8 protein-coding genes and 4 pseudogenes are annotated in these 10,894 nt (G+C 60.6%); 7 read left to right on the top strand and 5 right to left on the bottom strand.

Annotated features, from left to right (window positions below; all coding sequences use genetic code 11):
• Nucleotides 1–122: 122 nt before the first annotated feature.
• Nucleotides 123–859, bottom strand: a pseudogene (locus ACP7AP_RS23260) (IS5 family transposase); the annotation flags it as partial.
• Nucleotides 860–1,351: 492 nt separating this feature from the next.
• Here ACP7AP_RS23260 and ACP7AP_RS23255 point away from each other — a divergent pair.
• The 6 genes and pseudogenes from ACP7AP_RS23255 to ACP7AP_RS23230 all read left to right on the top strand — a co-directional run.
• Nucleotides 1,352–2,425, top strand: coding sequence for a substrate-binding domain-containing protein (locus tag ACP7AP_RS23255; RefSeq protein WP_426038174.1), 1,074 nt, complete (start codon nt 1,352–1,354; stop codon nt 2,423–2,425).
• Between the two features lie 348 nt (nt 2,426–2,773).
• Nucleotides 2,774–3,760: a 3-keto-5-aminohexanoate cleavage protein gene (locus tag ACP7AP_RS23250; protein ID WP_426038172.1), complete on the top strand. Its 987-nt coding sequence runs from the start codon at nt 2,774–2,776 to the stop codon at nt 3,758–3,760.
• Between the two features lie 189 nt (nt 3,761–3,949).
• Entirely contained in the window at nt 3,950–4,936 is a 987-nt protein-coding gene (locus ACP7AP_RS23245) for an ABC transporter permease (protein ID WP_426038170.1), read from the top strand.
• Nucleotides 4,933–6,435 carry a sugar ABC transporter ATP-binding protein gene (locus tag ACP7AP_RS23240; RefSeq protein ID WP_426038168.1) on the top strand — a complete coding sequence of 501 codons (1,503 nt, stop codon included), beginning with the start codon at nt 4,933–4,935 and terminating at the stop codon, nt 6,433–6,435. The genes ACP7AP_RS23245 and ACP7AP_RS23240 overlap by 4 nt, the downstream gene beginning before the upstream one ends.
• Nucleotides 6,436–6,555: 120 nt before the next feature.
• Entirely contained in the window at nt 6,556–7,509 is a 954-nt protein-coding gene (locus tag ACP7AP_RS23235; RefSeq protein WP_426038176.1) for an ABC transporter permease, read from the top strand.
• A gap of 156 nt (nt 7,510–7,665) precedes the next feature.
• A pseudogene (locus ACP7AP_RS23230) lies at nt 7,666–7,755 on the top strand (transposase); the annotation flags it as partial.
• Here ACP7AP_RS23230 and ACP7AP_RS23225 read toward each other — a convergent pair.
• The 3 genes and pseudogenes from ACP7AP_RS23225 to ACP7AP_RS23215 all read right to left on the bottom strand — a co-directional run.
• Nucleotides 7,756–8,031, bottom strand: a pseudogene (locus tag ACP7AP_RS23225) (hypothetical protein); the annotation flags it as partial.
• A 12-nt stretch (nt 8,032–8,043) separates the two neighbouring features.
• On the bottom strand, nt 8,044–8,415 hold the full coding sequence (locus ACP7AP_RS23220; RefSeq protein WP_426038166.1) for a hypothetical protein: 372 nt from the start codon (nt 8,413–8,415) through the stop codon (nt 8,044–8,046).
• Nucleotides 8,416–8,587: 172 nt separating this feature from the next.
• Nucleotides 8,588–9,091 carry a hypothetical protein gene (locus tag ACP7AP_RS23215; RefSeq protein WP_426038164.1) on the bottom strand — a complete coding sequence of 168 codons (504 nt, stop codon included), beginning with the start codon at nt 9,089–9,091 and terminating at the stop codon, nt 8,588–8,590.
• Between ACP7AP_RS23215 and ACP7AP_RS23210 the strand changes: the two genes are divergently transcribed.
• A complete protein-coding gene (locus ACP7AP_RS23210) occupies nt 9,066–9,377 on the top strand; it encodes a hypothetical protein (protein WP_426038162.1) in 312 nt (103 codons plus the stop codon). The genes ACP7AP_RS23215 and ACP7AP_RS23210 overlap by 26 nt on opposite strands.
• A gap of 167 nt (nt 9,378–9,544) precedes the next feature.
• Here the strand turns inward: ACP7AP_RS23210 and ACP7AP_RS23205 are convergent.
• Nucleotides 9,545–10,746: pseudogene (locus tag ACP7AP_RS23205) on the bottom strand (DUF2793 domain-containing protein); the annotation flags it as partial.
• Nucleotides 10,747–10,894 lie beyond the last annotated feature (148 nt).

Raw genomic sequence — 10,894 nt, 5'->3', positions numbered from 1 at the left:
CGCCTGCTTGTGAAGATGGATCAACATGCCCGAACCCCGCTTCGAATGTCCCTCAGGATCGATCTTGCCATGAAAAACGCAGAGCGCCGAGGGTCTATGTGATCATCCGGGATGGAACAGGTAAGGGTTGCCGCGATTGCGATGAAGGCTTTGAAGCTCTGGTCCGTCTTGCAGGAGCGCATCGCTATCCCTCTGTTTTCTTTCAGTTTGCCGAAGTAGTTTTCGATCAGATGTCGCCATTTGTAGGTTTCCTTGTCGAACCCCGCTGGGAACTTCCGGTTCGATTTTGGTGGTATGACCGGAATAATGTCGCGTTCTATCAGGTCCGTGCGCAGCCAATTCGCATCAAAGGCGCGGTCTGCCAGCAGGTGCCCGGCAGATAGGGTGCTAATCAGCGTGGCGGTTTCGTGTAAATCGTGGGCATGTCCCGGCATCAGGCGAAAATCGACGAGGTTTCCGAGTGCGTCCGTAAGAGCCAGTATTTTCGTCGTTATGCCGCCGCGAGAGCGGCCAATGGCCTGGCAATGAGTCCCCCTTTTGCGCCCTGACCCGAGCGATGGACTTTGACGATGGTGCCGTCAACCATGGCGTATGCGAGGTCGGCGTCTGCGGCTAACACTTTCAACATGTTATAGAACACATCCGCATTGACCCATCTGCGGAACCGTTTGAAGACAGAATTCCACTTGCCAAACTCATCGGGCAACTCACGCCACTGCGCCTCGGTGCGCACAATCCATAAGACCGCCTCCACAAATAGCCGGGGATCGCGCCTGGTTTGCCCCGCATCGGATGGCTTCCCAAGGCAATACGCCTCGATTGTGGCCCACTGGACATCGTTCAAAACTCTTCGCGTCAAGGTTGCTCTCCTCTGTTGGCAACCTTGAATCAGAAGTCAGGTGATTTGGGAATCCTGAACGTCCAAAGCCCCTAGTGGAATCAAACAGAAGCATCTCTTGCCGTCTTCATGACCGCGTTTAAGTGAACATAATTTAATAGTTAGACGCAATAGATCAGATGATCCCGGCATGCTTGCTTGTGCATCGAGGACATTCATGCCCTGCGCGCAGTCTTTTCGTCTGAGGTCCCGTCCTCTCGGGCAAGTGGTGGACAAACGATATATATTGCTAACTAACAGTATGTTACGTCGAAATATACCTGCACAACGAACGGGGCAGGCTCCGCATTCTGTCAGGTTCATCGGCAGGCGGGACGCGTATTGGAGTCGATCAAGGATCCCTTCGACTGAATTACATCTGAAGTAAATTCTTGACATATGTGCAAGATTAAGTAAGCGTGTCTGATGGAGGTCGGGGCAGGTGGTCTCGGCACATGGGAGGAGAAAGTGTTGATGAATAAGCTAGCAATGCTGCCGCTGGCAGCTCTTATCGGGATGAGCGTATTTGGTACTGCCGCCCTTTCGGATGGCCTGAGTTTCAAAAAAGCGTACGATCCGACTCCGGCCGACGTACTGAGCGACCCAAAGTACATGAACCTCGATGCGATCATGGCCAAGTTCAACGATGGGGTCGCAAAGGGAGTCTATGGCTCGGGCAAGCCGATGACGCTGGCGTTCTCGCAGGTGGTGATGAATCACCCGGTCCGCATCAACATGGTCGAGACGTTCAAATCCAACTGCGCCAAATTCTCGAACGTGACCTGCTATGTCACCGAAGGCACGGGCGAAGTTGGTGTCGAGCTTGCCAACATCGAAAGCCTGATCCAGCGCAAGCCGGACGCCATGGTTATCAGCAGCCTGTCGGGCACCGCGGTTTATCCCGGTTACGAAGCCGTCATCGCTGCGGGCATTCCGCTGCTGATGAACAATTCCGGCATCCCGGATGACAGCGCGAACATCCCATACACGTCGTTCATGAGCCCTGATGATTGGGAAAATGGCAAGCTTCTTGGGCAATACATGGCTGACAAGCTGGGCGGCAAAGGCGACATCCTCGTCATCGCTGGCGTGGCCGAATCCTCCAACTACGATTTCCGCCTTGGCGGGTTCATGGAGGCGATCAACAAGTATCCCGACATCCATATCGTAGGCCAGCAATCGGGTGCGTGGATCCGCATGCCGGCAATGACGGCGACGGTTGACCTGCTTCAAGCCAATCCGAAAATCGACGGCATATATGCGATGAACGACGAAATGGGGATGGGCGTTTTGGCCGCGCTGCGCAATGCCGGTCGTGAAGACGGCGTTGTCATGGTCAGCGTGGACGGTCAGAAAGACTTGGTCGAGGAGATCCTGAAAGGTTCTGCAGCCAAGGCCAGCGTGTATTGGGACTCGGACATGGACCGTGTCGTCGCAGCGGCTCTGGCGGTTGTCGAGGGCGCAAAGATCGACAAGAATATCTTTTACCACGAGAAGCTGATCACCCAGGACAACGCCCAGGCATTTCTGGACCGGATCAAGAAATAACCTGACCACGACCTAGCCTTGCGGCGACCGTACTGCGGGTATCCGCAGTACGGTTGTGCGGGCAGAAGCCGGGCGCCCTCGACGAGGGCGCCCGGCCGCGCCGACACCTCGTCTTGTGCCTTGATGGCTTTGGCAAGGACGGCGACCGCCTTATCGTTGACGCCCGCGCTTCATATCGGTACGGGCTGACTGGAACTTCTTGGGCCGCACCAAGGATATGCTGACACCTACCGGGCACGCGTTGACCCGGCCCCGGGTCAGCACAATCCAGCGGCAAGAGGTGGACCGGTCAAATGGGTGGCGCAGCGCAGCAAATAACTTCGGCAATCTTGAGGAGGAACTGAAATCATGGCGACGTCACTCGACAAATTCGCAAACCGCAAGCCCGCGTGGGACACCCCGTTGATCGTGGAGTCACACCTCAACGGCGAGCGGACCAAGGCGATGAACCCCAACACGCCGCGCACTTACGACGAAGTCGTCGAGGACGCGCTTCGGTGCTGGGATGCAGGCTCTTGTGCGATCCACACGCACAACACCAACTTCAACCTGCACGGGGAGGAGGCCGCCAAGGACTACCATCCCGTTTACGACGAAGTGCTGCGCCAGCGACCCGACCTGACGTGGTATCCGACCACCTGCAACCGCGAGTTGCTGGACGAGTACGAGTTCGGCACCGAGCACAGCGGTTTCCTGCACAAGAGCCATAACGTCAACATCTCCTGCATTGATACGGGCATCAACCTGTTCGCGTTCGACGTGAACGAGAAGGGCCACATCGAGGGCCGGGAATACGGCTGGAACTACAAGCAGGTGGCCGGCCAGCTCGATCAGGCGCTGGCCAACAAGATGAGCATCATTTGGGGCGTCTACGAGCCCGGCCAGCTGCGTCTCGCCATGCACTACATCAACCGCGGCATGTCCACTGCGGGCTCGTTCGTCGACTTCTACCTGATCGGGCCCTACGCTTTGACTTCGACAAAGCCGATCGGCACCTCCGGCATGGAGCCGACGCGCGAGAGCCTCTACTACTATCTCGACATGATGGAGCAGCTGAACCAGACCGGAAAGACGCCGAACTGGTGCATCTCGATCTGGGGCGAAGGCGACCGCGACACCCGCGATATCATTAAACGCACGATCGAACTGGGCGGCCATGTCAAAACCGGGCTCGAGCTGTTCTACGATCCGGCGCGCAACCCCACGAACCTTGAGCTGTTGCAGGAAGTTCAGGCGATTGCCCGCGAAGTCGGTCGTCCGCTGGCCACCCAACAGCAGGCGCGCGAAATCTACGGGATCGCGGAACAGTCCGCGCGCGGCTACAAGCCTGCCTGATCCCCGCAACCGGTTTCCGGGCCACATGGCCCGGGAGCCACCCTTTCGGCACCCGGGTCCTGCGGCGCAGGCTTTGCCCGCCGGGTCCTATCTGGCTATCTTTGCGTCCTGACGCGTTTATCTGCGCCGACCCTTACAACCAAGACCCTACACGGCTAACCCATGCATGGCGTAGGATGGAGAACACCGATGCAGACAACCAATACGCGCAAATCGTCGTTCGGCTGGTTTCGCGAGCACCGGTCAGAGTGCATACTCGTGCTGCTGATGACCGCCGCCTTTGTGCTGGCGCCGCTGTTCACAGAATTTTTTCTGACAGCTGACAACCTGTTCAATCTCAGCCGACAGGGATCGTACCTCGCGATTGTGGCGGTCGGCATGGCGCTGGTGCTGATCATCGGCGGCATTGATCTGTCCATCGGTGCCATCATGCAGCTGGTCGGGCTCTGCACGGTTCTGCTGCTAGGCGCTGGCGTCTCGGCCTGGGTCGCGTTCATCGCGGCGCTGGTTCTTGGCGCGGGGCTGGGCGTGATCAACGGGTTGCTCATCGTGTTTGGCCGGATGCAACCCTTCATCGCCACGCTGGCAACTGGCGGTATCATGACCGGCATCGTCATGACCTACACCCAGGGCAATGCGGTAGCCCCGCGAGGCATCGACCCACTGTTCAAGGCGATCGGCGGCGGCGCGGTTGCGGGCGTGCCGATCCCGGCACTGGCGATGTTCCTGGTCGTGGCGATATTCTGGTGGCTGATGAGCTTTTCGACCTACGGCAAGAACGTCTACGCAACGGGCGCCAATGAGAACGCCGCTCGGATTGTCGGGGTCAATGTCAACTGGATCGAGTGTTCGGTCTATGCGATCAGCGGACTGCTGGCAGCCCTCGCTGGATTTCTGACCTTTGCCCGGGTGGGCACGTTCCAGCCGGCCACCGCCGCAACGGGCGGAACGCCGGTCGAGGTGGTGATCATGGCGGTCGCCGCGGTCGTGCTGGGCGGCGGCAGCCTGGTGGGGGGCAAGGGTACGGTAATCGGTGCCTTCCTTGGCGCCATGATCAGCGCCGTCATGCTGAACCTGCTGATCCTTTTGGGGATGGGCATCTGGTTCCAGCGGTTCCTTTTGGCGATCATCATTGTGGTTGTTGTAGTTCTGTCTGGCAGGAATGAAAGAAGATGACACAGGCAGTTCATACGCTGGAAATCAATGGCCTTTCCAAGAGCTTTGGTTCTAACAGGGTCATCTCCGACCTCGACCTTCAGGTCCGCAAGGGCGAGGTCCATGCCCTGATGGGCGAAAACGGGGCGGGCAAGTCGACGCTGATCAAGATCATTTCGGGCGTCTACCGCGCCGACGAGGGCACCATCCGCCTGAACGGCGAACTGGTTGCCTTCGTCAGCCCGCACGATGCACAGGTCGGCGGCGTCGCGACGCTGTTCCAGGAAATCCAAGAAATCCCCGATCTGACCGTGGCCGAGAATTTCTACGCGGGCAACGAGCCCATGAAATACGGCTTGTTGATCGACTGGAAGGCACTGTTCGGCGGCGCGCAGGCCGAGTTCGACGCGGTCGGGCTCAAGATCGACGCGAAGATGAAGATGCGACATCTGACCCCCTCGTCGCGCAAGATGGTCGAGATTATCCGGGCCGTGCACCAAAGCGGCGCCTCCGTGATCATCATGGACGAGCCGACCGCGAACCTGAACCAGGGCGAGATCGACGCGCTTTTCGCGATGATCGGGGTGCTCAAGAACCGCGGCATCAGCATCATCTATGTTTCGCACCGGATGCGCGAGATTTTCCAGATCGCCGACCGCGTCTCGGTGCTGCGCGACGGCCGTCTGGTGCGGACCGAGAGCACAGACAAAATCACCGAGGACGAAATCGTCAAGCTGATGGTGGGCCGCGATCTGCCGGAGTTCTACCCCAAGCGTCCACCGCCTGGTGACACGGTGCGCATGAAGGTGCGTGACCTGAGCGTGGACGGCGCGCTTGACGGCATAAGTTTTGACGTGCGCCACGGCGAAATTCTGGGGATCGCCGGGCTTGAGGGGTCAGGCGCCACGATGGTGATGAAGGCGCTGTTCGGTCTCGTGAAGCCAAGTCGCGGCACGATCAAAATCGACGGAAATCCGGTGACGATCACCAATCCCCGGCGTAGCATTGAGCAGGGATTGGCCTATGTGCCCGAAGACCGAAAGGCCGACGGGCTGTTCCTGAACAAGACGGTCGCGTTCAACGTCGTGGCAAGTTCGCTGCGCAGCCATTTTTCGTGGCTCGGGTTTGTGGTCAGACGGCGGGCCGTCGATCAGGCCGCCGCCGACGTTTCCCGGCGGCTTCGCATCAAAGCCGACGGCCCGTCCGCCAAGGTCGGGAGCCTGAGCGGCGGCAATCAGCAAAAAGCGCTGGTCGGACGCTGGCTCATCGGGTCACATAGCGCTTTGCTGCTGGAAGAGCCGACCCGCGGCGTGGACATCGGCGCAAAGGTCGAGATCTACGGCGAGATCAACGCACTTGCCCAAAGCGGGCTGCCCGTGATCCTGTATTCGTCCGAACTGCTGGAACTGATCGGCATGTGCGACCGCGTGGTCGTGATCCGCAGCGGCAAGGTAAGCGCCATTCTGGCCGGCGGCGATATCACGGAAGAGACCATTCTTGAAAAGGCTTTGACCAACTAGGGGCGGGATGAACGCGCTGGCGGGGCAACCGACCCCGACCAGAACGCTGGCGCGATCCCGATGAGGAACGGAGAAGGTAAGATGACAAGCAACAAAACGCAGGGTGCCACGCCAATCTTGATGCGCGGCCGCAAGGTGACGAAGACGGTCTCGCTCGCGGATTACGCGCCAGCGCTGATCGTGCTGGTGCTGCTGGTGATCGGGACGGTCTCGTCCGAAAGGTTCCTGCAGGGCCGGAACATCTTCAATATCCTTCAGTATGCCGCAGAGCCCGCCATCATTGCGGTCGGGATGCTGTTCGTTGTCCTCGCCCGCGGGATCGACCTTTCGGTCGGCTCTGTGATGGGTATCGGCAACGTCACCGCCGCGACCCTTGCGGCGCAGGGATATAGCGTGCCGGTTTCGGTGCTCGCGGCCATCCTGTTCGGTGCGGTGTTCGGGCTGATCAATGGCCTGTTGATCACCAAGGGCCGGATGGAACCGATTATCGCGACGCTGGCCACCATGATTGGCGCGCGATCGGTGATCTACTTCATGACCGGTGGCGCACCGCTGTTTGAAGGTATCCCCGAAGGGTTCAAGTTGATCGCGCAAGGCAATGCCCTGGGTGTGCCCAATGGTGTGCTGTTTCTTGGCATCGTGTTCCTCGGCGCTTGGGTCGTCCTTAACCACACGCGGTACGGGCGCAACGTCTATGCCGTCGGCGGCTCCGAAGAAACGGCGCGCCTGTTCGGGATCAAGGTGACCTGGATCGAGGTTTCGGTCTATGTCATAAGCGGTATGCTTGCCGCGACCGCCGGCGTCATCTCAGCAAGCCGGCTGGGGATCGGCGACCCAAATTCGGGAATAGGCTACGAGCTTGTCGCCATCACGATGGTGGTGGTCGGCGGGGTCCGCCTGGCAGGCGGGGTCGGCACGGTTTTCGGCGTGTTGTCGGGTGTGCTGATCGTGTCGGTGTTGACGAATATCCTGCAACTCAACAACGTCAGCACCCATGTCCAGCTTATCTTGCTTGGAGTAGCCATTGCGGGGATGATGCTGTTCATGTCCTGGCAGGACAGGCGGCAGGGCTAAAAGCCGCGAAGGGTGTCACCCTTCTTGTTGTGCTTCCGGCGGCCTTCTGCCGTCTGTACCCCCGCCTGATGATCCGCTTTATACATGTCAAGGGTCATTTAGCCAGAACAACACTTGGACAGCTGCTTTGGCAGATGCCGAAATCACGACTGCAGACACGAACTGCGCAATCGGGGCGTCCAGGACGTGCTGATCGCGGTCGTGGACGGGCTGAAGAGCTTCCCCGAGGCGATCACGGCGGCCTTTCATCCCTACCAAAGGCGCGGCGACGATTTCTGCATCCTGATGGGTGTAGGACTGCGATTTATGGCCACCGCCGTCCACCTTGCACCCCAATCGCACGCGCTGGATCAACACGTATTCCATGCCAAAGCCGAAGCCTTCCCCGTCGTTGTCCCTTAGCACCGGCAGCTCCAGCTGCGCCTTTTCCACCCGAAACGCCCATTCCAGAATCGCCTGCACGCTCAGCGCGCGTTTCACCCGAGCGCCGCCTGCGCGCCCGATCCGACCCTGCATGCTTATGGCAGCATTCCTTCAAAAAGACTCATCTGGGCCGGGCCGTTCGGCCCACTTACCGGTCGCCAGATCCAAGGGCCCGAGGCCGTGGGCAGAAGCGAGAGCGCGCCATGCATATGCTGCTCCCAGAGGGTGAACTCCGTTTCCGAGCAGGCGCAGAGCGCGTGACCGATGGGCCAGCCCATCAACCAGCCGACGAACAGCGGGTTCAGCCGCCGCCGCGCCCGGGCTTTCAAGACCCTGCGCGATATGAGCCGCCCATGCGATGCAATCATCAAAGCCCACAGCGCGCGAGATCGGGGCGTGATGCGAGGGTTGCAGCCCATGCGGCGTGATCGCCGGGGCCGGGTGGGTGAAGCCCTGTTCCGCCCGGTAGTGCAGGATATCCATCCGGCTCTTGCCATCGGCGCGGGTGATGCTTGCCGGGCTGCCACTCGCTGTCGCGGTGCGCGAGGCCGAGGTTGACTAGGACCTGCGCATCCGCGGTGACCAGCGCTGCAGCGAACACGCCCTGCATCAGCGCATCCCAATTGCCGACCTTGTCTTTCGCCGCGCCGTAATCTCACTGCTGGGCGTAGGGAGGCGAGGTGAACATCAGCGTGGCCTGTTCGCCTTGCATCAGCCTGGCGACAGCAGCTGGATCAGTGGCACCACCGCAGCAAAGGCGGTGCTTGCCCAGCGCCCAGAAGATGTCGCCCGACCGGGTGATCGGATTGGCAGGTGCTTTGAGAATTGCATCGGCCGCATCGTCGGAAATCGCAGGGCTCTCGTCGGCATCGGCCAAGAGGGCATCCAGCTCATTCTCGGGGATCCCGATCAGCCCAAGGTCGAAATCCTCGGCCAGCAGTGCCTGCAGTTCTTGCAGCAGCAGGGCGCCGTCCCAGCCAACCAGCTCGGTCAGTTTATTGTCGACGATGCGATAGACCCTTTGTGTCTGGGAAGTTGTCCGCTGCTCTATTTTTACTCTATTTCTCAGGTGGGCGGGATAGGACGATGATTTGGGATACTCACCGGAACGCAAGGTAGTGGTGCTGAAGCGGATGCTGCCTCCGAACAACACATCCATTCGGCGCTTGTCGCAGGAGGAGGGCATTTCGGAGGCGACGCTGCACAAGTGGCGCGCTGAGGCGCGCGGCAAGGGTCAGCTTTTGCCCGATGCTGATGGGGGCGCCGAGGGATGGACGTCGCGCGACAAGTTCGCGGCGGTGTTGGAGACGGCGGCGATGAATGAGGCCGATCTGGCGGAATATTGCCGCAAGCGGGGCGTTTTCCCCGCGCAAATCAAGGCATGGCGCCTGGCTTGCGTGCAAGCGAACGATTGGGACCGCGCGAGCACGACCAAGATGAGCTAGGCGACGCGGGACGACAGGAAACGGGTCAAAGATCTTGAGCGGGAGCTGGCGCGCAAGGACCGCGCCTTGGCCGAAACTGCGGCGCTTCTGGTGCTCAGAAAAAAGCTGGGGGCGATCTGGGGGGGCGACGAGGACGGATGATCAGCACCCCACATCGCCAAACCGCCACGCTGCTGATCGAAGGGGCCGTCGCCGCTGGTGCGGGCATAAACGGCGATCTTGCCGGTCGGTGGCGGTGCAGGCGCAGCGGCAAGCCCGGGCAGGATGGTGGGCTGCGGCAGTTCAACTTGACCGTTGCTGCGGTCGATCGTGATCGCCTCAAAGAAGGCCGAGCCGTCCGCGCTAACCTTGAAGCCGAAGTTGTCGCTGCCCAGCAACCCGATCAGCGCCCGCGCAGAAAACCCGGTCTTGAAGGCGAAGGCGGCGTCATTGGCAGGCGCGGCCTTGTTGACGGTCGCCTCGATCCCGGCACCAGCATTGTTGAAGAGCATGGCCGGGGCGTTGATCGACAGGCGGTTGTAGCTGTCCGCCGTGGCGCCGCCGAGGCCCAGCAACTGCGCGGTGAGGTTGGCCTGCGGCATGCCGACCTGCGTCACCGCATTGGCAAAGGTGACCGTCGGCGTATTGACCACTTCGTGCCGCCAGCTCCCGCTGCGACCGGGCCGATGTTCACAACCGTGGTCGATCCGGACGCACCGCCGGTGCCGAGGTTCACGGTCTTCGTGACGCCGGTCGTTGTCGCACCGGTGCCCAGCCCATAAGTGGCAGTTGTGGTCGCCGTGCCGATCGTGGCGGCTGCGGCCGAGACACTGACGGTTCCCGATGCTGTCAGGGTGCCGGTGAACGTCTTGTTGCCGGTGAAAGTCTGGGTGCCTGCGAGGATCGCCAACTCGCTGGTGGTGTTGGGCAGAGTGAAAGTCCGGGTCGTGCCGGTGCTGATGCCCGCCAGTTCGAACGTCGCTTTCTTGGTCGGATCGGCATCGTCGGTCAACATGAAAGCGGTGTCATTCACGCCAGCCGCCAACAGCGCGCCGATAAGCGACACCCAAGCGCCCGCGCTGAACACCAGTGAGGTGAGCGTCGCCTCGTTCCAGGCGAGCCAGCCATCCTTCGGGGCATAAAACACCCAGGCCCCGTCCTGCCAGGCGGCGATCTGCGTCGCGCGCCCTCCCCAGAGACCGGTGGGGGCGGGCCCAATGATCCAGCGCTGGCCGTCGGCGGGGTTCCCCGGCGGGGAAGACAGGGCGGCGCTTTTGACCGCGATCTGCACCAACACGTCCAGAAACCGTAGCCCCTCGTTCACCGTGACATGTTTTTGCGATTGGCTTGCCCCGAGATAGGGCAGCGCAAGGTTCGTGGATTGGCTCATGCCAATGCCTCCAAGGGTTCTGGGTGATATGGACCTGTCCCGGTTTCGTTCCGGTCTTTTGAGAGCAATACTCGCCATCAAGGAGACCGGATATGGCAGCGATACACAGCGACGAGTTCAAGCGGGATGCGGTTCGCATCGCGCAGAC

This window comes from Cypionkella sp. TWP1-2-1b2 (assembly GCF_049896245.1).
Lineage (GTDB): Bacteria > Pseudomonadota > Alphaproteobacteria > Rhodobacterales > Rhodobacteraceae > Cypionkella.
This window is presented reverse-complemented; position numbering and strand designations above follow the sequence as displayed.

What these genes read in the sequence shown, in the direction of transcription:
- ACP7AP_RS23255 (WP_426038174.1), top strand. Translation starts at nt 1,352, where the DNA reads ATGAATAAGCTAGCAATGCTGCCGCTGGCAGCTCTTATCGGGATGAGC.
- ACP7AP_RS23250 (WP_426038172.1), top strand. Translation starts at nt 2,774, where the DNA reads ATGGCGACGTCACTCGACAAATTCGCAAACCGCAAGCCCGCGTGGGAC.
- ACP7AP_RS23245 (WP_426038170.1), top strand. Translation starts at nt 3,950, where the DNA reads ATGCAGACAACCAATACGCGCAAATCGTCGTTCGGCTGGTTTCGCGAG.
- ACP7AP_RS23240 (WP_426038168.1), top strand. Translation starts at nt 4,933, where the DNA reads ATGACACAGGCAGTTCATACGCTGGAAATCAATGGCCTTTCCAAGAGC.
- ACP7AP_RS23235 (WP_426038176.1), top strand. Translation starts at nt 6,556, where the DNA reads ATGCGCGGCCGCAAGGTGACGAAGACGGTCTCGCTCGCGGATTACGCG.
- ACP7AP_RS23220 (WP_426038166.1), bottom strand. Translation starts at nt 8,415, where the DNA reads ATGGATATCCTGCACTACCGGGCGGAACAGGGCTTCACCCACCCGGCC.
- ACP7AP_RS23210 (WP_426038162.1), top strand. Translation starts at nt 9,066, where the DNA reads ATGCTGCCTCCGAACAACACATCCATTCGGCGCTTGTCGCAGGAGGAG.
- ACP7AP_RS23215 (WP_426038164.1), bottom strand. Translation starts at nt 9,091, where the DNA reads ATGGATGTGTTGTTCGGAGGCAGCATCCGCTTCAGCACCACTACCTTG.